The sequence below is a fragment of the Cellulomonas sp. Root485 genome, from assembly GCF_001426705.1.
In the GTDB taxonomy this organism is placed as follows: Bacteria; Actinomycetota; Actinomycetes; order Actinomycetales; family Cellulomonadaceae; genus Cellulomonas.
The window spans coordinates 937,533-958,843 of record NZ_LMFC01000001.1; the positions used below are offsets into that span (position 1 = coordinate 937,533).

General features: G+C 73.4%; 18 protein-coding genes. 13 read left to right on the top strand and 5 right to left on the bottom strand.

Features of this window, described 5'->3' with window-relative positions:
• Positions 1 to 79 precede the first annotated feature (79 nt).
• The 3 genes from ASD16_RS04345 (at position 80) to ASD16_RS04355 (ending at position 3,663) form a co-directional block, all read left to right on the top strand.
• Positions 80 to 1,633 carry a D-alanyl-D-alanine carboxypeptidase family protein gene (locus ASD16_RS04345; protein WP_157453786.1) on the top strand — a complete coding sequence of 518 codons (1,554 nt, stop codon included), beginning with the start codon at positions 80 to 82 and terminating at the stop codon, positions 1,631 to 1,633.
• 19 nt (positions 1,634 to 1,652) lie between these two features.
• Entirely contained in the window at positions 1,653 to 2,330 is a 678-nt protein-coding gene (locus tag ASD16_RS04350; protein WP_055913289.1) for a metal-dependent transcriptional regulator, read from the top strand.
• Between the two features lie 85 nt (positions 2,331 to 2,415).
• Positions 2,416 to 3,663, top strand: coding sequence for an MFS transporter (locus ASD16_RS04355; RefSeq protein ID WP_235523104.1), 1,248 nt, complete (start codon positions 2,416 to 2,418; stop codon positions 3,661 to 3,663).
• Here the strand turns inward: ASD16_RS04355 and ASD16_RS04360 are convergent.
• Positions 3,601 to 5,406 (bottom strand): helicase HerA-like domain-containing protein, encoded by a 1,806-nt coding sequence (locus tag ASD16_RS04360; RefSeq protein WP_055915697.1) that lies wholly within the window; start codon positions 5,404 to 5,406, stop codon positions 3,601 to 3,603. The two genes, ASD16_RS04355 and ASD16_RS04360, sit on opposite strands and share 63 nt — an antisense overlap.
• A gap of 78 nt (positions 5,407 to 5,484) precedes the next feature.
• On the opposite strand from ASD16_RS04360, the gene leuS reads away from it, so the two are divergent.
• The 5 genes from leuS (at position 5,485) to holA (ending at position 13,377) form a co-directional block, all read left to right on the top strand.
• Positions 5,485 to 8,376, top strand: a complete 2,892-nt coding sequence (gene leuS, locus ASD16_RS04365; RefSeq protein WP_055913292.1) for a leucine--tRNA ligase — start codon at positions 5,485 to 5,487, stop codon at positions 8,374 to 8,376.
• 5 nt (positions 8,377 to 8,381) lie between these two features.
• Positions 8,382 to 9,347 (top strand): DegV family protein, encoded by a 966-nt coding sequence (locus tag ASD16_RS04370; protein ID WP_082570586.1) that lies wholly within the window; start codon positions 8,382 to 8,384, stop codon positions 9,345 to 9,347.
• 523 nt (positions 9,348 to 9,870) lie between these two features.
• A complete protein-coding gene (locus ASD16_RS04375; RefSeq protein ID WP_235523105.1) occupies positions 9,871 to 10,560 on the top strand; it encodes a helix-hairpin-helix domain-containing protein in 690 nt (229 codons plus the stop codon).
• Between the two features lie 452 nt (positions 10,561 to 11,012).
• Positions 11,013 to 12,338 carry a ComEC/Rec2 family competence protein gene (locus tag ASD16_RS04380; RefSeq protein WP_162250277.1) on the top strand — a complete coding sequence of 442 codons (1,326 nt, stop codon included), beginning with the start codon at positions 11,013 to 11,015 and terminating at the stop codon, positions 12,336 to 12,338.
• Positions 12,339 to 12,357: 19 nt separating this feature from the next.
• The gene (gene holA / locus ASD16_RS04385; protein ID WP_055915702.1) at positions 12,358 to 13,377 is read left to right on the top strand and encodes a DNA polymerase III subunit delta; all 1,020 of its coding nucleotides are present in this window, start codon (positions 12,358 to 12,360) and stop codon (positions 13,375 to 13,377) included.
• Positions 13,378 to 13,386: 9 nt separating this feature from the next.
• On the opposite strand, the gene ASD16_RS04390 is transcribed toward holA, so the two are convergent.
• Together ASD16_RS04390 and ASD16_RS04395 are read right to left on the bottom strand one after the other, a co-directional pair.
• Positions 13,387 to 14,010: an EAL domain-containing protein gene (locus tag ASD16_RS04390; protein ID WP_055913299.1), complete on the bottom strand. Its 624-nt coding sequence runs from the start codon at positions 14,008 to 14,010 to the stop codon at positions 13,387 to 13,389.
• Positions 14,011 to 14,098: 88 nt separating this feature from the next.
• Complete coding sequence (locus tag ASD16_RS04395; RefSeq protein WP_055913301.1) at positions 14,099 to 14,827, bottom strand: EAL and HDOD domain-containing protein; 729 nt, start codon at positions 14,825 to 14,827, stop codon at positions 14,099 to 14,101.
• Between the two features lie 215 nt (positions 14,828 to 15,042).
• Between ASD16_RS04395 and ASD16_RS21660 the strand changes: the two genes are divergently transcribed.
• Together ASD16_RS21660 and ASD16_RS04400 are read left to right on the top strand one after the other, a co-directional pair.
• Positions 15,043 to 15,186, top strand: coding sequence for a hypothetical protein (locus ASD16_RS21660; RefSeq protein WP_157453788.1), 144 nt, complete (start codon positions 15,043 to 15,045; stop codon positions 15,184 to 15,186).
• A 92-nt stretch (positions 15,187 to 15,278) separates the two neighbouring features.
• On the top strand, positions 15,279 to 16,601 hold the full coding sequence (locus tag ASD16_RS04400) for a helix-turn-helix domain-containing protein (protein ID WP_055913304.1): 1,323 nt from the start codon (positions 15,279 to 15,281) through the stop codon (positions 16,599 to 16,601).
• Positions 16,602 to 16,879: 278 nt separating this feature from the next.
• On the opposite strand, the gene rpsT is transcribed toward ASD16_RS04400, so the two are convergent.
• Both rpsT and ASD16_RS04410 read right to left on the bottom strand, forming a co-directional pair.
• A complete protein-coding gene (rpsT, locus tag ASD16_RS04405) occupies positions 16,880 to 17,140 on the bottom strand; it encodes a 30S ribosomal protein S20 (protein WP_055913307.1) in 261 nt (86 codons plus the stop codon).
• Between the two features lie 203 nt (positions 17,141 to 17,343).
• Positions 17,344 to 17,847 (bottom strand): type II toxin-antitoxin system PemK/MazF family toxin, encoded by a 504-nt coding sequence (locus ASD16_RS04410; RefSeq protein ID WP_082570587.1) that lies wholly within the window; start codon positions 17,845 to 17,847, stop codon positions 17,344 to 17,346.
• A gap of 112 nt (positions 17,848 to 17,959) precedes the next feature.
• Here ASD16_RS04410 and ASD16_RS04415 point away from each other — a divergent pair, with 112 nt between their 5' ends.
• The 3 genes from ASD16_RS04415 to ASD16_RS04425 are packed head-to-tail and all read left to right on the top strand — an operon-like array spanning position 17,960 to position 21,308.
• On the top strand, positions 17,960 to 19,549 hold the full coding sequence (locus ASD16_RS04415; protein ID WP_055913313.1) for a circularly permuted type 2 ATP-grasp protein: 1,590 nt from the start codon (positions 17,960 to 17,962) through the stop codon (positions 19,547 to 19,549).
• Positions 19,543 to 20,472 (top strand): alpha-E domain-containing protein, encoded by a 930-nt coding sequence (locus tag ASD16_RS04420; protein ID WP_055913316.1) that lies wholly within the window; start codon positions 19,543 to 19,545, stop codon positions 20,470 to 20,472. Before ASD16_RS04415 ends, ASD16_RS04420 begins: the two co-directional genes overlap by 7 nt.
• Complete coding sequence (locus ASD16_RS04425; RefSeq protein ID WP_055913319.1) at positions 20,469 to 21,308, top strand: transglutaminase family protein; 840 nt, start codon at positions 20,469 to 20,471, stop codon at positions 21,306 to 21,308. Before ASD16_RS04420 ends, ASD16_RS04425 begins: the two co-directional genes overlap by 4 nt.
• Positions 21,309 to 21,311: the final 3 nt, after the last annotated feature.

Sequence of the window (21,311 nt, forward strand, 5' to 3'; positions counted from 1 at the left end):
AGGGTGGAGGAGCGACCCCACCTGAGCTGTCAGGTCGGGCCGTGCAAGGGGGTGGGTACATGGCCCGGGGAGCCGAGTCGTGAGCGGTCGGGGGCGGGGCGCGATGGCGCGTCCCGTCGTTCGCGCCGCGCTGGTCAGCGCCTGCGTGCTCGTCGGCACCCTGGTGCTCGCCCCGTCCGCGCTCGCGTCGTCCGGTGAGGCTGAGCTGCGCCCCGGCGAGACGCTGCGCCCCGGGGAGGGCCTCGTCTCGGCGGACGGGACGCAGACCCTGGTGGTCCAGCCCGACGGGATGCTCGCGCTGTTCGGCGCCGAACCCGATCCCCGCTGGGTGTCCGGTCCCGCCGTGCCGGGTTCGTCCCTGGTGGTCGCGGAGAGCGGCGACGTGGCCCTGACGGCGCCCGACGGCACCGTCGGCTGGCGTCCGGAGGCCCCGGCGACGGTCGGGTCGCGGCTCGTCCTGCAGGACGACGGCGACCTCGTCGTGCTCGACCCGCAGGGCTCGCAGGTGTGGGAGTCCGGCACCGCCGTGCGGCCCTCGATCCTCCCGTCCGGCGGCGTGCTCGAGCCCGGCGACGCGCTCTCCTCGCCTGACGGACGCCAGACGCTCCTCGTGCTCGACGACGGTGACGTCGCGCTGCTCGGCCCGGACGCCGCGACACGGTGGTCGACGGGCACCGACCACCCGGGGGCGCGCCTGACCCTGCGCGAGGACGGCGAGCTCGTCGTCACCGATGCTGACGGCGACCGCGTGTGGCGCAGCCGGACCGCCGGGAACCCCGGCTCGTCGCTCGTCCTGCAGGACGACGGTGACCTCGTCCTGTACGACGCCGCCGGGGCCGCCGTGTGGAGCACCGAGACGGTGATTGGCCCGTCGTCGCTGGTCAGCGGGACGCCCGTCGCCGACGGGGACGAGCTCAGCTCCCCGGACGGGCACCTCCAGCTGCAGGTGGGACCCGACGGGCTGGTGCTGGCGTACGACGACACCGTCGTGTGGTCCGCGGAGGCGCCCGGCGCGGCAGGGCTGGCCGTCCAGGACGACGGGAACGTGGTCGTGACCGGTGCGGACGGTGCGGTCCTGTGGGCCAGCGCGACGGCGGGCAACCCGGGGGCGACGCTCCTGCTCGAGGAGGGCGCGCTGCTGCTCCACGCGACGACGGGCCAGGAGCTCTGGCGTGTCGACGTGCCGGCCGACGTGATGGTGAGCCACCAGGTGGCGACGGACTGCGACGACGTCACCGCGCCCGTCCCGCAGGAGGACACCGTGGTCACCGGGCAGGGTGTGCGCGTCCACCCGTGCCTCGCCGACGCGCTCGACACCCTGATGACCGCGGCACGCGCCGACGGCATCGACCTGCGCGCCTGGGGCTGGCGCAGCTCCAGCCAGCAGATCGCGCTGCGCGCCGCCAACTGCAGCCCGACCGAGGCCGACCCCACGGTCGTCGCGTGCCGCCCGCAGACCGCACCGCCGGGCACCTCCCGCCACGAGCGCGGCCTCGCGCTCGACTTCACCGTGGAGGGAAAGGTCCTGCGGGCCGGGTCGCCCGCGTTCGTCTGGCTCACCCAGAACGCCGCCGCCTACGGCCTGGAGAACCTGCCGGGCGAGCCGTGGCACTGGAGCGTCGACGGCTGGTGAGCGCCCTACTCTGGACGCCGTGAGCACCCCGACGACACCCGAGCTGAGCGCCGTCACCCAGGACTACCTCAAGGTCGTGTGGTCGGCCCGCGAGTGGTCGGAGCAGCCCGTCACCACCAAGATGCTGGCCACCCGCCTCGGGGTCGGCGCGTCCACGGTCTCGGAGACCGTCCGACGGCTCGCCGACAGCGGCCTGGTCACCCACCAGCCCTACGGGGCGGTCGAGCTCACGGCCGCCGGCGAGCGGCACGCGCTCGCGGTCGTGCGGCGGCACCGGCTGATCGAGACGTTCCTCGTGGAGATGCTCGGCTACGGCTGGGACGAGGTCCACGACGAGGCCGAGGTGCTGGAGCACGCGGTCTCCGACCTGTTCGTGGAGCGTCTCTCCGCCCGGCTCGGCCACCCGACCCGGGACCCGCACGGGGACCCGATCCCGGGCTCCGACGGCTCCCTCGACATCCCCGCGGCCAGCGTGCTGTGGGACGTGGCGCCGGGGGAGTGGGCGGTCGCGCGGATCTCCGACGCGGACCCCGGGCTGCTCCGGTACCTGGAGTCGGTCGACCTGCTGCTGGACGCGCCGGTCACCGTGGTGGAACGCCGCACGGTCGCCGGGGTGATCTCGGTGCGCGTCGCGGGCGCGACGGTCGACCTCGGCGAGGTGGCGGCACGGGCCATCTGGTTGGTCCCCGTCCGCTGACACCCCGTACGCTGGGCGGCATCCACCGGAGCTGACGACGGCGCACTCCGCATCGCGATCGAATCGATTCGTCCGGAGGCCGTTCTTGGTCCAGCTGCGCTCGGCCCCGCTGTCGCCCGCGCGCTCGCGCGCCGCGCTGTTCGCGCTCGCCCTCGGCGGGTTCGGCATCGGCACCACCGAGTTCGCGACGATGGGCCTGCTGCCCGAGATCGCCGGCGACCTCGGCGTCTCGATCCCCGTGGCCGGGCACGCCATCACCGCGTACGCGCTGGGGGTCGTCGTCGGCGCCCCGACGCTCGCTGCACTGGGCGCCCGGCTGGACCGCCGCCGGCTCCTCCTGCTGCTCATGGTCGCGTTCACGGTGGGCAACGTCCTGTCCGCGTTCGCGCCGAGCATGGGCTGGCTGGTGCTCGCACGGTTCCTCGCCGGGCTGCCGCACGGCGCGTACTTCGGGGTCGGCGCGGTCATGGGCACAGCGGTCGTGGGACCCGAGAAGCGCGGGCGGGCCGTGGCGGCGATGATGGCCGGCCTGACCGTGGCGTGCGCTGTCGGCGTCCCGCTCTCGGCGATCGTCGGGCACGCGGTCGGCTGGCGATGGGCGTTCGTCGGGGTCGGCGTGCTCGGCCTGGTCACCCTCGCCGCGCTGCACGCGTGGACGCCGTCACTGCCGTCGCCTCCCGGGACCACCGTCCGGACCGAGCTCGCCGCCCTGCGCAACCGGCGGCTCTGGATCGCGTTCGGTGCCGGCGCGGTCGGGTTCGGCGGCATGTTCGCGGTCTACTCCTACGTCAAGCCGCTGCTCACCGAGGTGACCGGCCTGGGGATCGCGCTCGTGCCGCTGGTCCTCGCGCTGTACGGGATCGGCATGACGATCGGGACGGTCGTCGGCGGCCGGCTCGCGGACCGCTCCGTGCTCGGCACGGTCATCGGCTCGATGATCGCGACCATCGTCGTCCTCGTGGCCATCGCGCTCGTCGGCGCGTACCCGGTGCCCGCCGTGCTCGCGCTGGTCCTGCTCGGCGTCACGTCCCAGGTGCTCGGGCTGTCCCTTCAGACCCGCCTGATGGACGTGTCACCGGCCGCGCCCTCCCTCGGTGCCGCCCTGTGCCACTCGGCCCTCAACCTGGGCAACGCGGCCGGTGCGTTCGTGGGCGGCCTCGTCATCGCCGCCGGGTTCGGCTACCTGGCACCCGCGTGGGTCGGGGCGGCGCTGACCGCGCTCGGTCTCGTGGTCGTGCTCGTCTTCGGGCGTGGCGCTGTGCCGGTCCTGTCAGCGTCGGCGCGTCCCGAAGATCGAGCGCGTGATCTCACGCCCGAGCTGAGTGCCCGCTGACCGCAGCAGGCTGTCCAGCGGGCTCGTCCGGCTGGTCGAGCGGCGCGGAGCGGTCCGACGCGCCTCCCGCGCCGCCTCGTCCGCGCGGTCCTGAGCCTCCTCGGCCTCCTGCTGCTTGCGCGCCGCCTCCTGCGCCTTCGCGGCCCGGACAGCCAGCAGCTCGTACGCGGACTCCCGGTCCACCGCCACGGCGTACCGGGCGGACAGGGGCGACGCCGTCACTGCCGCAGCCATGTCGGCCGCCGGCATCGGCTCCATCGAGGACTGCGGCGCCCGCAACCGGGTCCACGCCACCGGCGTCGGCGTCCCGCGCTCCGACTGGACCGTGACGACCGCCTCGCCGGTGCCCAGCGACTGCAGCAGCTGCTCGAGGTCGTAGGGCGACGTCGGGAACGTCCGGGCCGCAGCCCGCAGCGCCTTCGCGTCGTCCGGGGTGAACGCCCGTAGCGCGTGCTGCACCCGGTTGCCCAGCTGGGCCAGCACGTCGCCGGGCACGTCCTTCGGGCTCTGCGTGACGAAGAAGACGCCGACACCCTTCGACCGGATGAGCCGCACCGTCTGGGTCACCTGCGTGAGGAAGTCGCCCGACGCGCCCGTGAACAGCAGGTGCGCCTCGTCGAAGAAGAACACGAGCCGCGGTTTGTCGGGGTCGCCCACCTCCGGGAGCTCCTGGAACAGCTCGGCCAGCAGCCACATGAGGAACGTCGAGAACAGGGCCGGCCGGTCCTGCACGGCGGGAAGCTCCAGGGCGCTGACGACGCCGCGACCGTCCGGGGTGGTCCGCAGCAGCTCCGAGACGTCGAACGCGGGCTCCCCGAAGAACGCGTCGGCGCCCTGACCCTGCAACGACACGATCTCGCGCAGGATCACGCCCGCGGTCGCCGCCGACAGCCCGCCGATGCCCTTGAGCAGCGGCTTGCCCTCGTCGCTGACCAGGTACGCGATCGTCGCCTGCAGGTCCTTGAGGTCCAGCAGCGCCAGCCCCTGCGTGTCCGCCCAGTGCATGATCAGGCCGAGGCTCGACTCCTGCGTCGCGTTCAGCCCGAGCACCTTGGCCAGGAGCAGCGGCCCGAAGTCGGTGACGGTCGTCCGCACCGGCGACCCTTCACCGAGACCGCCGAGGCTGAGGAACTCCACCGGCGACGCCGTCGCCACCCACTCCTGCCCGAGGCTCGCGGTGCGGGCCAGCAGCTTCTCGCTCGACGCCCCGGGGACGGCCAGCCCGGACAGGTCGCCCTTGATGTCGGCGACGAAGACCGGCACCCCCGCGGCCGACAGGCCCTCGGTCAGCACCTGGAGCGTCTTGGTCTTGCCGGTGCCGGTCGCGCCCGCGACCAGGCCGTGGCGGTTCATCATCGCGAGCGGGATGCCCACCGGCGCCCCGGGGATCGCGACGTTGTCCTCGACCAGGGCCCCGACGGGAAGCATCGGTCCGGCAAACGTGTAGCCGGCGACGATCTGCGCGGCGTGCTCGGAGAGCGCTGGGGCCGGCGCGACCGCCGGTGCGGGGGCTTCGGCGGGCGCCGGGGCGGGCGCGACCGCCGCTGCGGGAGGGTCGGCGGGCGGTTCCGACGTGGGCGCCGGGCGGTCCGCCGCCGCCGCCTCCGCCGCCGCGAGCGCGGCCGCAGCGGCCTCGGCCTTGGCCTCCGCCGCCTCGGCGGCGGCCTGGGCGGCCGCGGCGCGCAGGGCGGCCAGGTCGGCGGCGGACGAGGTGGGGGCCGACGACGGCGTGCTGTCCGACATGTCCGGAGCATACGACCGCGCGTACCAGCGCACCCGGCCAGGTACGGCGCCGCTACCCGTGGTCGGTAAACTCGCCGGGTGACCTTGCCGGACGCCCCCACCGCCACCACTGCCACCGACGACGTCCCGTTCCGGTACACACCCGAGCTCGCGCGCCAGATCGAGCTGCGCTGGCAGGACGAGTGGGCGGACCGGGGCACGTTCTTCGCCGCCGACCCCACGGGCGGCCTCACCGACGGTGACGGTCGGCACGCGGACCCCGCGCAGCCGGCGTTCTTCGTCATGGACATGTTCCCGTACCCCTCCGGCGCGGGCCTGCACGTCGGGCACCCGCTCGGGTACATCGGCACGGACGTCGTGGGTCGCTTCCGCCGCATGCAGGGCGACAACGTGCTGCACGCGCTGGGGTTCGACGCGTTCGGCCTGCCCGCCGAGCAGTTCGCCGTGCAGACGGGCCAGCACCCGCGCACCACCACCGAGGCGAACATCGAGATCATGCAGCGCCAGCTGCGCCGGCTGGGGCTGGCGCACGACCCGCGCCGGTCGTTCGCGACGATCGACCCGGACTACATCCGCTGGACGCAGTGGATCTTCCTGCAGATCTTCGACTCCTGGTACGACGAGACCGCACCGCGTCCCGACGGCGGCGTCGGCCGGGCGCGCCCGATCGCGGAGCTCGTCGCGGAGTACGACGCCGGGTCCCGCGGCGACGAGTGGGCGGGACTCGACGAGGTCGAGCGTCGCCGCGTGCTGGACACGCACCGCCTCGCCTACGTCTCCGAGACCCCCGTGAACTGGTGCCCTGGTCTGGGCACCGTGCTGGCCAACGAGGAGGTCACGGCCGACGGCCGCTCCGAGCGCGGCAACTTCCCGGTGTTCCAGCGCAGCCTGCGGCAGTGGAACATGCGCATCACCACGTACGCCGACCGGCTGATCGACGACCTGGAGCACATCGACTGGCCGGACAAGGTCAAGGCGATGCAGCGCAACTGGATCGGTCGCTCGTCGGGTGCCCGCGTCCGCTTCGCGGTGCAGGGTGGCGACCAGGTCGAGGTGTTCACCACGCGCCCCGACACCCTGTTCGGTGCCACCTTCGTCGTCGTCGCCCCCGAGCACCCGCTGCTGGACCAGGTGCCCACGGCGTGGCCGGACGGCACCAAGGACCTGTGGACCGGTGGGCACCGTTCCCCGGCCGACGCCGTCGCGTCGTACCGCGCCGAGACCGCCGCGAAGACCGCGGTCGAGCGGCAGGCCGACGCAGGTCGCAAGACGGGCGTGTTCACGGGCCACCTGGCCGCCAACCCGGTGAACGGCGAGCTGCTGCCCGTGTTCACCGCGGACTACGTGCTCATGGGCTACGGGACCGGCGCGATCATGGCGGTCCCCGGCGGCGACGCGCGCGACTTCGCGTTCGCGGGCGCGTTCGACCTGCCGGTCGTCTACACGATCGACGCCCCGGAGGGCACCGAACCCGGCGCGCGCACCGGCGAGGGCACCGCGATCAACTCCTCGAACGACGAGATCAGCCTGGACGGTCTGGGCGTGGCCGACGCCAAGGCGGCGATCACCGACTGGCTGACCGCGAAGGGCGTCGGTGAGGGCACCATCACGTACCGGCTGCGCGACTGGCTGTTCAGCCGCCAGCGCTACTGGGGCGAGCCGTTCCCGATCGTCTACGACGAGCACGACCTGCCGCTGGCGGTCCCGCAGTCGGCGCTGCCCGTGAACCTGCCGGAGGTGCCCGACTACTCGCCGCGCACGTTCGCGCCCGACGACGCGCACTCCACCCCCGAGCCGCCCCTGGGCCGCAACGAGGACTGGGTGAACGTCACGCTCGACCTGGGCGACGGCCCGAAGCAGTACCGCCGGGACACCAACACGATGCCCAACTGGGCCGGCTCCTGCTGGTACTACCTGCGCTACCTGGACCCGACGAACGACACCACGGTGGTGGATCCCGAGCTCGAGCGGTACTGGATGGGGCCAGGGCACGGCGAGCAGAAGCCGGGCTCCGTCGGTGGCGTCGACCTGTACGTGGGCGGCGTCGAGCACGCCGTCCTGCACCTGCTGTACGCGCGCTTCTGGCACAAGGTCCTGCACGACCTGGGCCACGTCTCCAGCGGCGAGCCGTTCCACAAGCTGTTCAACCAGGGCTACATCCAGGCCTACGCCTACACGGACGCCCGCGGCGTGCACGTGCCCGCCGAGGAGGTGGTCGAGGACGCCACGTCCGAGACCGGCTTCCGCTGGGACGGCGAACCCGTCCACCGTGAGTACGGGAAGATGGGCAAGTCGCTGAAGAACATGGTGACGCCCGACGACATGTACGCCGAGTACGGCGCGGACACCCTGCGCGTCTACGAGATGTCGATGGGTCCGCTGGACCTGTCCCGCCCGTGGGAGACCCGCGCGGTCGTCGGCTCGCAGCGCTTCCTGCAGCGGCTGTGGCGCAACGTGGTCGACGAGGGCACCGGCGCGACCGTCGTGTCCGACGAGGCGCCGACCCTCGAGACGCTCAAGGTGCTGCACCGCGCGATCGCGGACACGACGGCGGACATGGCGGCGATGCGCATCAACACCGCGATCTCGCGCCTGATCGTCCTCAACAACCATCTGACCACGCTGCCGGCGACGCCGCGCGCCGCTGTCGAGGCCCTCGTGCTGATGACGGCTCCGGTCGCCCCGCACGTCGCCGAGGAGCTGTGGTCGCGGCTGGGCCACGAGCGCTCGCTCGCGCACGAGCCGTTCCCGGTAGCCGACCCGGCGTACCTGGTCGAGGACACCGTGACCTGCATCTTCCAGGTGCAGGGCAAGGTCCGCGGCCGCGCCGAGGTCGCTCCGGACGTCTCGGACGACGACCTGCGTGCCCTGGCCCTGGCCGACGTCGGCGTCCAGCGCGCGCTCGACGGCCGGGGGATCCGCACCGTGGTGGTGCGGGCGCCGAAGCTCGTCAACGTCGTGCCGGCCTGACCCGCATGCCCTCACGCCGCCACGTCGAGCAGCCGTCGGTCGCGATCGTCACGGACTCGACGGCGTCCCTCCCCGACGGGGCGGCGGAGCGGTGGGGCATCGGTGTCGTCCCGCTGGACGTGGTGATCGACGGTGTGCGGCACGTGGAAGGGGTCGACCTGACACCGGGCGAGCTGCTCGCCGCGCTCACCACCGGGGCCAAGGTGTCGACGTCGCAGCCGCCACCCGCCGCGTTCGCCGCCGCCTACGACCGCGCAGCGGCGTCGGGTGCGCGCGAGATCGTCTCGATCCACCTGTCGGGCGACCTCTCGGGCACCGTCCGGGCGGCTCAGCTCGCGGCTGAGTCCTCGCCCGTGCCCGTCCACGTCGTCGACTCCGGCGCGGTCGCCATGGCGCTGGGGTTCGCGGTGCTGGACGCGGCTCGCTTCTCCGTGGGGCCCCCGCCGCCCAGCGAGCCCACCCCGTCGGCGGCCGGACCGGTCGCGGCGACGCGGGCGTGGTGGCGCAGCCGAGGACGCGTCGAGCCCCAGCTGCCGTCCGGCGCCGAGGTCGCCGAGCGAGGCCGTGCAGTCGCCGGAGCGACGCGCGTCTGGTTCCTCGTCGACTCCCTCGACCACCTGCGCCGCGGCGGGCGGCTGAGCATCCCCGCGGCGGCGATCGGCATCGTGCTCGGGCTGCGTCCGATCCTCACGCTCGACGACGGCCGGATCGAGCTCATCGAGAAGGTGCGCACCCGGCGCGCCGCCCGCGACCGGCTGGTCGCTCTCGCCGCCGCCGAGATCGCGGCACGCCCCCACGCGCGCGCCGCCGTGCACCACCTGGGGCAGCCGGATCTCGCGGCGATGCTCGCCGGCGAGCTGGCCGCAGCGGCTGGCGACCACCTCGCGGAGTCGTCGGTCTGCGAGTCCAGCGCGGTCCTCGCCGCGCACGCCGGTCCCGGCCTCCTGGCGATCGTGGTCTCCGACGCCTGACTCCGGCGATCCGCCCACAGCCCGGCCGATGACGCCTTGAACCCCACGGTCCACACCCCGGCGGCGGGGTCCCCGAGGCCGACCGTAGGTTCACCGGGTGCAACGCCGTGATCGCGACCTCGCCCGGATCGCCCGGCACCGCCTGACCGCGATCGCCGCACCCCACGTCCCCGCCGGTCCGCCGGTGCCTGATCCCGTGCGCGGCCCGTCGTCCTCCAGGCAGCCCGAGCCGGACGGTCACGTGCTCCGGACCTCGACCCACCTGTTCCCGCCCGATCTCGATCTTGCGGCGGACCGCAGGTCGGAGATCGGTCCGACCTGGCTCGTGCCCACTACTGCGACGGGCCCGAGATCAGCCGATCTCCAGGTCGACGCACGGTTGATCCCGCCGGAGCCCTCACGGACCGAGAGCGGCTGGACCCCGCGTCCGGCACCCGGTCGGCGGAACGCCTCCGGGTCGCACTCGGTCGACGCCCCGACAGGCCGAGATCCCGCCGCGCCGGTCCGAGCGCCGGCGCCGACCTTGCCACCCCGGACCGCTGCGGCGCTCCAGGTCGCGACCGCCGGATACACCGCGACCCATGGCGACCCGATCACCCGGGCGCGCACGCCTCGGCGGCGCGTGCGGTGGGCGATCTCGTGGCAGCTCGCCGCGGCGGCGGGCGCCTTCATCCTGCTGGTCGCGGGTGCCGTCGCGCTGCGTGCGACGGCTCTCGCGCCGGGCCCACCGGTGGTCCTCCCGACACCCGCGCCGAGCGGTCCGGTCGCCGCCGTCCCGTCGCCGACCGCGGCAGCCGATGTCGTCGTCGACGTGGTGGGTGCTGTCGCCGCACCCGGGGTGGTCCGGCTCGCGCAGGGGTCGCGGGTGGTCGACGCGATCGCCGCGGCCGGCGGCGCGACCGCCGACGCGCAGGTCAGCGCCCTCAACCTCGCGCGAGTCCTGGTCGACGGCGAGCAGATCGCGGTGCCTCGGGCGGGGGAGCAGCTGGCAGCCGCCGGGAGCCCCGCGTCGGTCGGCGGGGACGAGCTCGTGGACCTCAACACGGCCGACGCCGCGGCCCTGGACGCGCTGCCCGGCATCGGTCCCGTGCTCGCGGACAGGATCGTGGCGCACCGCGAGGACGGGCCCTTCACGACGGTCGACGAGCTCGCGGACGTCGCCGGCATCGGCCCGACGCTGCTCGAACGCCTCCGCGACCTGGTCCGGGTATGACGCCGAGCCGAGTGTCGCCAGGACCGATTGTCGGCAGGTCGCCGGTCCGAGCGCCCTCTCCCTCCGGTGCGAGCGAGGTGCGCACCCGGGCATCCGCACGACCTGGTCCGGTCGGGCTCGGTCCGGACCAGGACATCGACCCGCCGATCACGGTCGACGTGCGACTGCTGCCGGCGGGCGCTGCCGCGTGGCTCACCGCCCTCGTGGTCGTCAGGGTGCCGTCGTCCGGCGCGTTGGTCGGCGCCACGGTCTGTCTCGTCGTCGGGATCGGGATCCTCGCGGCGCGCCGTCGAGGGAGCCGGCGGCGGGACGCGGGCCATCCGCTGACACCGGCATCGGAACCCGAGCCGGACATGAACTCGATGCGGATGGTCGCGGGGGCCAGGACGACTGGCAGGAAGGGAGCGGTCGGATCGGCCTCAGGTCGTCGCGGTCCGTCGTCGTCGGGTGTGGTGGGTCCCGTCGTCATCCTGTGCCTCGTCGCCGCAGCGGCTGTGCTCGGTGCGGGCGCCAGCCAGACGGCCGCGCGCGACCGGGGCCTGCTCCCGGTCCTCGCCCAGGACGGAGCGGTGGGTCGGGTCGAGGGCGTCGTCGTCGGTGAGCCGACGGTCCTGGCGCCGGCGTGGCCGGGCGCGCCGGTGCGAGTCCGGTCCCTGCTCGCGGTCGACCGCGTCGCTGCTCGCGGCCAGGGGTCCGGCGCGACGGGCCAGGTGCTCGTGCTGGGCCCGTCGTCCTGGGCTGCCGTGCCCCCCGGCGCCCGGGTCGGCGCCACCGGGCGGCTGCGTCCGGGCGAGAAGGGTGGGCGAACGGTCGCGGTCCTGCTGAGCGGGGGAGCGCCGGACGTGGTCTCGGCACCGGCCGCACCGGAGGCCGCCGCGTCGCGGTTCCGGGATGGCGTGCGGGCGCTCGCGCAGACGCTCCCGGGCGACGCCGGAGCGCTGTTCGCGGGTGTCACTGTCGGCGACACGTCCGCGATCCCGGCCGAGCTCACGCTCGATCTGCGCACCTCCGGGCTGACCCACGTGACGGCCGTGTCGGGCGCGCACTTCTCTCTGGTCGCCGCGCTGGTGCTCGCCCTCACGGCGGCCGTCCGTCTTGCCCGGCCGGTGCGGGCGGGGCTCACGGTCGCGGCCATGGCGGCCATGGTGCTGGTCGTGCACCCCTCACCGAGCGTGCTGCGGGCTGCCGTGATGGGTCTCGTCGCACTGCTCGGCGTCCTGCTCGGCCGCCCGCACCGCGCCCCCGCCGCGCTCGCCGCGACCGTCGTCGTGCTGCTCGTCGCGGACCCGTGGCTGGCCGGCGAGGTCGGCTTCGTGCTCTCGGTGCTGGCCACCGGCGCCCTGGTGCTCCTGGGCGGACCGCTCGCCGACCGCTGGGCCGGAACCCTCGGACGCCCGGTCGCCACCGCGCTCGCCCTGCCCGTCGTCGCCCAGCTGGTGTGCGCCCCCGTGATCCTGCTGCTCACCCCCGCGGTGTCCCTCTACGCCGTCCCAGCGAACGTCCTGGCCGCCCCGGCGGTCGCGCCCGCGACGGTGCTCGGCCTGGCGGCGGGCTGCATGGCGCCGTGGTGGTTCGCGGGCGCCCAGGTCCTCGCCCTCGGCGCCGGAGCGGCGTGCTGGTGGATCGGGGCCGTCGGTCGTCTGGCGGCCGCAGCCCCCGGGGCACAGGTGGCCTGGCTCCCCGGGTGGACGGGAGCGGTCGTGCTCGCGGTCGCGGGAGTGTGCGCGCTTGCGCTGCTCGTCGGCGGGCGCGCGGGGCCGGAGGGGGAGCGTCAGTGATGTCTGGCAGGCTGTGCCCGTGCCTCCCGCCACCCGCCGCCCCGCCGCCCGTGCCAGCAAGGCCACGGCCGGCGTCTCGTGGGAGGCGGTCGAGCTGGCGCCCGTCCTGCTGGTCAGTGGAGCCGAGGGTCTGCTCGCGGACCGCGCCGTCGACCGCGTCGTGTCCCTCGCCCGCGCCGCCGACGCCGACGTCGAGGTCACCCGGCTGGACGCCGCCGACTACACGGCGGGCACCCTCGGCGTGGTCAGCAGCCCGTCCCTCTTCGCCGAGGACAAGGTCGTGGTCGTCGACGGGCTCGAGCGCGCCGGCGAGGAGCTGTTGGACGACGTCACGGCGTACCTCACCGCGCCCCCGGCCGAGGTCGTGCTCGTGCTGCGGCACGCCGGCGGCCAGCGCGGCAAGAAGCTGCTCGACGCGCTGCGGTCCGCGGGTGTCCCCGCGGTGGCGTGCGACGTGATCAAGTCCGACGGCGACAAGAGCGCCTTCGTCACCGCGGAGCTCCGGCGGGCAGGTCGCCGCGCGGACGCGCAAGCCGTCCGCGCCCTGGTCGACGCCGTCGGCAGCGACCTGCGTGAGCTGGCTGCGTCCTGCGCGCAGCTCGTCGCCGACACCTCCGGGCTGATCGGCCCGGAGGCTGTCGAGCGCTACTACGGAGGGCGGATCGAGGCGACGGGCTTCCGCGTCGCCGACGCCGCCGTCGCCGGTCAGTCCGGGCAGGCCGTGGCACTGCTCCGGCACGCGCTCGCGACGGGTGTGGACCCGGTCCCCGTCGTCGCCGCCCTCGCCGCGAAGCTGCGCGTGCTGGCCAAGGTGGCGGCGGTGCGCGGCCGTGGGGCCGGTGCGGTCCGGGACCTGGGGCTGGCGCCGTGGCAGACGGATCGCGCGATGGCGGACCTGCGCCGGTGGACGCCGGAGGGGCTTGCCAGTGCCATCTCCGCGGTCGCGCAGGCAGACGCGGAGGTCAAGGGGGAGGGCCGCGACCCCCAGTTCGCGGTCGAGCGGGCCGTCCTGCGCGTCGCCGCAGCGGTCGGGTCCTGAGGACCGCGCCTACGCGCTGAGGGTGATCGCCGGACCGAGCACGTCGCCCTGCAACAGGTCGAACCCCCAGCCGCGACACTCCTCGACGAGCAGGGAGTCGGACACGCGCTCCGCGACGAGGCGGGCGCCGTACTGCCGCGCGTGCTGGACGAGAGGAGCGCCCTGCCGGCGGACGTCGCGGCAGTCGATCTTCACGAAGTCGGCGTAGGGCATCATCGCCACCTGGTTCGGCTCGGCCGTGAAGTCGTCGATCGCGATGAGGTACCCACGCAGCCGCAGCCGCTCCAGACCGGCGATGACCTCGTCGTCCGCCGCGACGGACTCGACGATCTCGAGCACCAGACGCCCCGCGTGGGCAGGCAGCGGGCGGTCGTCGACCAGGAACGAGCGGGTGATGTTCACGAACGCGTAGGTGGTGGCCACGGGGGGGCCGTCCCCGAAGAGGGCCTCGAGGACCGACGCGGTGGCGACGTCCTGCCGGTCGGAGCGCCATCGGTCGACCTGCGCGGGGAGCCCCTCACGGGACCGGTAGAGGAACTCGTTGCCGAACAGCCGGCCCTCGGTCGTCCAGATCGGCTGGGACGCGATGGGGAGCCGTGAAGGAACGGCGGGGGAGACGACGGACGCGGTCACACCGGATGAGAGCGACGCGGCGCGGGTTCATGACGCCGTTCACCCGACTGGAGCAGTGCGCTGTGACGGGCCACGTCGACGAATGGCGCTAGAGGCTGACGCGGCGAGCGCTTGCCCGGTCGAGCACACCGGCGCGCTCGAGCAGGTTGCCCTGGAAGAGCGTGAACCCGAGGTCTCGTGCGTGGCGCAGGGTGTCCGGGGTCTCGACGTACTCGGCGACCAGCAGCGCGCCGTACGACCGGGCGAGGTGGACGACGGGTGGACCCTCGACGTCCAGGTCCCGCACGTCGATCTTCACGAAGTCCGCGTGGGGCAGGAGGCGACGCTGGTTCGGGTTGCTCACGAACGCAGGCACCGCGACGCGGAACCCTTCCTCGCGCAGCCGGCGGATGCCCGACAGCACCGCGGAGTCGACCGTGACGGCGTCGTTCACCTCGATCACCAGGCGGTCAGGGCGTCGCGGGATGGGCAGATCCCCCACCAGGTACGCGCGTGGGCACCGGACGAAGAGCAGCCGCCCGTTGGCGACGTGCTCGAGATCGGCGCGGCCGAAGGTGGCGCCGAGCACGTGTGCGGTCGCCCGCTCGTGCTGGTGCGAGCTCCACGACATGGCGCTCGCGGTGAGCTGGTCGGGGGAGCGGAACGACAGCTGGTAGGCGAACGGACGCCCGTGCTCCGAGAAGATGCCCTGCCGAGCGACGAGCACCGGCTCGTGCGAGATGCGCTGCGCCCACTCCTGCCGGAGGGCAAGGGGGATGGCGTCCTCCACAGCGGCTGCCAGATGCGCGAGCCGCCCGTCGGCGTCGTCGGGTGTCATGGCATCTATGACACCACAACTTCGGACCTGTGAACCGCTCCCGGGCGGGTGGAATTCTCGGGGACGGCCGGGACCCCGCTCACAGAGTGGTACCGAACCGGGATCTTTCACCCTTTCAGGGTCGGACCGGTGAGTAACGGGAGACACGATGCGAGTCACAGGCCATCATGGGCACCACCCGCACACTGGTACGACAAGAAGATGGAGCACTCCCCATGCCCAGACCGCTCAAGTCCGCCCTCGTGGTCCTCTCGGTGCTCGGCCTGCTGACCCTCGCACCGAGCTCCGCCCTCGCCGACGGCACCAATGACACGGTGACCTCCGGCGGCGCAAGCGGCTGCTGCAAGATCATCAACTGACCACCCCCCCTGATGCACAGCAGAGGCTCGAAACACGCCGTCTCTGCGGGGGGTGGTGCATCCGGGGGACGTCACACATACAATGACTGCCCATGACCACGATTGCTGACCGGGTGCGCGACGCTCGGCTCGCCGCAGGGTTGTCCCAGACCTCGCTCGCGGGCTCCGCGTTCTCACCCAGCTACATCTCCCTGATCGAGGCGGGTCATCGTGAACCGACCGACTCCGCGCTCGCCGTGCTGGCTACACGCCTGGGCACGACCCTCGAGTACCTGAAGCACGGCGAGGACGGTCCGAACGAGGCACGTACACGCCTCGAGATCGACTACGCCAAGCTCGACATGACGCAGGGCGACGCCGTCGGTGCGCGACGCAGGCTCGAGGCGCTGGACCTCGAGATCGTCTCGCCGTCGGTCCGCGTCGACGCGCTGACCACGCTGGCGCACTCGTTCGAGGTCCTGGGCGACCTCGAGTCCGCGGTCGCCATCCTCGAGCCGCTCCTCGCGGACTCGCGCGGTCGCACGCACCACGTCGAGTCGGCCAAGCTGGCCAACGCGCTGGTGGCTGCCTACCTCGAGGCCGGCGACCTGCACCGCAGCGTCGAGGTCGGTGAGCGCACCCTCGACGAGCTCGAGGCGGCCGACCTCACGGGTACGGACGAGCACCTGCGCCTGGCGTCCACAGTGCTGTGGGCATACGTCGAGCGCGGTGACCTCCTGTACGCGACCCACCGGGCCGCGGAGCTCGTGCGGCTCGCAGAGTCCTTGGGCAGCCCGCGCGGTCGTGGCAGCGTCTACTGGAACGCGGCGCTCGTCGCCGAGCAGCGACGCGACTACGAGCTCGCCCAGCGGTACACGGAGCGCGCGCTCGGGCTGCTGTCGGAGGGTGAGGCAGACCGTGACCTGCCCCGTCTGCGACTCAACTACGCGTGGCTGCTGCTGCGGTCCGACCCGGTGGACCCGCGGGGGGCGCTCGACCAGATCGAGCGAGCCGCGCCCGGGCTCGCCGTCCTCGGCTCCGAGCTCGACCTGGCCCGCGTCGACGTCGAGAGCTCTCGTGCGCACCTCCTGCTCGGCGACGTCGACGCCGCGGAACGGTACGCGACGGCAGCGCTCGAGCGGCTGGGCGACCCGCCGCGGCTCGAGACGGCCTTCGCCCAGCTCTCCCGTGGTGACGCGCTGCACGCGCGTGGCGACGTAGTGGGTGCGGCGCGTGCGTACGAGTCGGCGGCGGACCTGCTCGGCATGATGTCGGCGTCCCGGCAGTCGGCGTCGGCATGGCGCGACCTGGGTGACCGGTACGCCATGCACGGCGACAGTGCCGCGGCGGCGCAGGCGTACGACCGCGCGCTGCGCGAGGCAGGCTTCCGTCCCACGATCCCGCTCAGCTCCTGGGAGACCTGGTCGCTGATCTGATCGAGGTCGGAGAACAGTGAAGGCGTCACCCCGCAGGGGGGGTGACGCCTTCACCGTGTCTGCTGCCTGATCAGGGACGACTGCGCGATGCGGTACAGCGGGCCCGGTGCGGCGCAGCGACCCGATGCGGGACAGCGATCCGACGAGGGGCAGCAGCGCGGCGACGGACACAGCGAGAGGCGCCACCCCCTTGCGGGGATGGCGCCTCCGTTGGTGCTGATGCCGCTGATCGCGGCGGCCGGCGGTCACGGCCCTGCCGTGACCCGCTCAGCGGTGGATCAGAGTGCGCCGACCGACTTCGCCAGCGCCGACTTCTTGTTGGCGGCCTGGTTCTCGTGGATGACACCCTTCGAGACAGCCTTGTCGAGCTTGCGCGACGCCTCGACGAGGGCCGTCGAAGCGGCCTCCTTGTCGCCACCGGCGACGGCCTCGCGGACGCGACGGATGTGCGTCTTGAGCTCGGACTTCACCGCCTTGTTGCGCAGGCGCGCCTTCTCGTTGGTGGTGATGCGCTTGATCTGGGACTTGATGTTGGCCACGTGTGGACTCTCTTGTGCGTTCGCCGAAGCGATCTGACAGGTCTAGAGGGCGCGCACAGCTCCGGGACTAGGGCGTGGGGATACCCGCGGAGAGGAACTGGGCTTGTGCCCGCCGACCCGGGCGGACACGCGAATCACCATGTTAGCAGGCAGGGGGCACAGAGCCGAACCGCGTGACGGGTCTCACGAGGGCTCACGGGACCTCACCAGCCGTGCGTGCGACGCAGTGCCACGGCCACCTCGTCGAAGAGGGCCCGGTCGACGATCGCGCCCTCACGACGGACCGCGGACTGTCGAAGCCGGAGCACGCGGTCGAGCCGGACCTCGCTGGGGCGTCGCCGGGAGTCCCACGCGCCCGCGCCGATATCCATCCACACGCGACCGCGGCGGGCTTCGAGGGCGGCGTCGCGCGAGTGGTCCTTGCTGGTGAGCATCAGGCCGAGCAGCTCGTCCGACTCGCGCCCGATCACCAGGACGGGACGGTCCTTGCCCTGGCTCGGGTCGTCCTCGAACGGGACCCACGCCCAGACGATCTCGCCGGGGTCCGCATCGCCGTCCAGCGCCGGGGCGTACTGGAGGTGGACGGTGCCGCGGTGGTCGGGCAAGGTCGCCCGCGGAGGCGCTGGAACGGGGGAGGTGCCCGTCAGGCGGGCGACGCCGTCGCGGAGCGCTCGGCGTACACGGGTCCAGCGCGAGCTCGTCGTCACGGGCCCGACCGTACCGGGCGGGTGGCGCCCGCGGGCAGCGGCCCGGACCGACGACCCGCCCGTGCAGGTCCACGTAACGCGGCGTTATCACCGGGCGGATACTGTCCGGATCATGGCGGACCTGTTCGACGACTATCCCACCGGACCGGCGTGGGACGAGATGATCGATCCCGACGGTGGGGGCTCCCTCGCGGCGTACAAGGGACTGCATCGTGCGCTGGCCCAGCTCAGCGCCGGAGAGCTCCGGGCACGCGCCGAGACGCTCGCCCGCTCCTACCTCGCGCAGGGCGTCACGTTCGACTTCGCCGGCGAGGAACGCCCGTTCCCGCTCGATGTCGTGCCCCGGGTGCTCGCGGGTGACGAGTGGGAGCACGTGGCACCGGGTGTGGCACAGCGTGTCCGGGCGCTCGAGGCGTTCCTGGCCGACGTCTACGGTCCCCAGCGCGCGATCGCCGACGGGGTGATCCCGCGCAGCGTCGTGGTCTCGTCGACCAACTTCCTGCGTGCGGCGCGCGGGATCAATCCGCCGAACGGCGTGCGCGTGCACGTGTCCGGCATCGACCTGGTCCGGGACAGCCTCGGCGGCTGGCGGGTTCTCGAGGACAACGTGCGGGTGCCCAGCGGGGTCAGCTACGTGCTGTCCAACCGCCGGGCGATGGCCCAGACGTTCCCCGAGCTGTTCGCTGCCCTGCGGATCCGGCCGGTCGCCGACTACCCCCGGCGGCTCCTCGCGGCGCTGACCGCGGCGGCGCCGTCGGGCGTCGACGAGCCGACGGTCGTCGTGCTGACGCCCGGGGTGTTCAACAGCGCCTACTACGAGCACTCCCTGCTTGCCCGGACGATGGGGGTCGAGCTGGTGGAGGGCCGCGACCTGTTCTGCTCGGGCGGTCGCGTGTGGATGCGCACGACGCAGGGGCGGCGCCGGGTCGACGTCATCTACCGGCGGGTCGACGACGACTTCCTCGACCCGGTCGTGTTCCGCAACGACTCCTACCTGGGCAGCCCCGGGCTCATGACGTGCGCGCGCAACGGCACCGTGACCATCGCGAACGCGGTGGGCAACGGGGTGGCCGACGACAAGCTCGTCTACACCTACGTGCCCGACCTGATCCGGTACTACCTCAGCGAGCAGCCGATCCTGCGCAACGTCGACACGTGGCGGCTGGAGGAGCCGGACGCGCTGGAGGAGGTGCTGGACCGGCTGGACGAGCTCGTGGTCAAGCCCGTCGACGGCTCCGGCGGCAAGGGCCTGGTCGTCGGACCGAAGGCGTCTGCGGCCGAGCTGGCGACGCTGAAGGTGCGGCTCCGGGAGGACCCGCGCGGGTGGATCGCGCAGCCGGTCGTGCAGCTCTCGACCGTTCCCACGCTCGTCGAGGACGGCCTGCGACCGCGACACACGGACCTGCGCCCGTTCGCGGTGAACGACGGCGAGTCCGTGTTCGTGCTCCCGGGCGGGCTCACGCGCGTGGCGCTCCCCGAGGGCGAGCTCGTCGTCAACTCCTCGCAGGGCGGCGGCTCGAAGGACACGTGGGTGCTCGGCGGGGCGGTGCCGCGCCGCGCCGTGCGGCACCAGTCGGACCTCCCGCAGGCCGTCGCGCAGGACTCGGCGGTCCCCATCGACTCCAACCCCAACGACGTGCGCGCCCAGGTGATGCAGCAGCAGCAGCAGCGCACGACCACCGCAGGAGGTTCCCCGTGCTGAGCCGGATCGCGGAGTCGTTGTTCTGGATCGGTCGCTACGTCGAGCGCGCGGACGACACCGCCCGTCTGCTCGACGTGCACGTGCAGATCCTGCTGGAGGACCCGTGGGCGGAGGAGGACCTGGCCTGCCGGTCGCTCCTGTCCGTGATGGACCGGGAACCGCCGCCCGCGCACGTCGAGGTCGGCCGCGAGTACGTGCTGGACATGCTCGCGTACGACCGGTTCGCGCCGTCGTCCATCGCGGGGTCCCTGGTGTCGGCGCGGGAGAACGCCCGCCGCGCCCGCGAGATCATCTCGACCGAGCTGTGGGAGTGCCTCAACGCGACCTGGAACCAGCTGCCGTCCCACATGAGGCCCGCGCGCCCGCACGACTACTTCACGTGGGTGCGGGAACGTGCGGCCATCGTCGCCGGGATCATGGACTCGGCCACGTCGCGCGACGACACCTGGAACTTCATGGTGCTCGGCCGGTCGATCGAGCGGGCCGACATGACCGCCCGCCTGCTGACCACGCGCGCGCTCGCCGGCTCGGCGGGACCGAGCTGGACCACCCTGCTGCGGTCGTGCGGTGCGCACGAGGCCTTCCTGCGGATGTATCGCGGGGCTGCGTCCGACGAGCGGGCCGCCGGCTTCCTGCTGACCGACCGCCTGTTCCCCCGGTCCATCGTCTTCGCGCTGAACCAGGCCGAGGCGTGCCTGGCCAACCTCGAGGGCACGTCGGACCGGGCGGCCGTGGACGACGCGCGGCGGCACATCGGGTACGTCCGCACCAACCTGGAGTACCGCCCGCTGCTCGAGGTCCTCGACTCGCTGCCCAAGGAGATGGAACGCGTGCAACGCGCCTGCTCCGCAGCCTCGGACGCGATCCGTGGCCGGTACTTCCCGAGCGCTTCCTCGACGAACTGGGTGGGTGAGGCGCTGTGAGCAGGCTCCGGGTCGTGCACACGTCGACGTTCCGGTACGACAGCGCCGTGGTGGCGTCGTACAACGAGGCACGGATGACGCCGTTGTCCCAGCAGGGGCAGACGGTGCTGGAGACGAGGATCGACGTGCAGCCGCACACCGGCTGGCACGAGTACCGCGACTACTGGGGGACGGCCGTCTCGGCGTTCGAGGTGCTGACCCCGCACGACTCGATGGTGATCACGGCGGAGCACCTGGTCGAGGTGGCCGAGCGGCCCCAGCTGCGGTCCCCGGCGACGTGGGACACGCTGCGCGGTGCGGAGCTGCGCGACCGGCTGGCGGAGTTCCTCTCGGACACACCGACGACCGCGCCGCCGCAGGACGTGGTGGCGCTGGCGCAGCAGGCGGCGGGGGACCTCGAGCCGGCGGACGCGGCGCTCGCGGTCGCCGGAGCGCTGCGCGACCAGATGGAGTACATCCCCGGGGTCACCACGGTGCACACCCCGGCCTCCGAGGCCTGGACCGCCCGGGCGGGGGTGTGCCAGGACATCGCGCACCTGGTCGCGGGTGCGTTGCGCGCCATCGGGATCCCGGCGCGGTACGTCTCCGGTTACCTGCACCCCGACTCCGAGGCGCCCGTCGGCACGACCGTCCTCGGTGACTCGCACGCCTGGGTCGAGTGGTGGGTGGGCGAGTGGTGCGCGTACGACGTGACCAACCGGGTCGTCGCCGGTGACCACCACGTCGTCCTCGCCCGGGGGCGGTCCTACGACGACGTCCCGCCGATGCGAGGGATCTACGCCGGTGCCGGCACGCAGGCGGCGGAGGTCCAGGTGCAGATCACGCGCGAGGCCTGACGG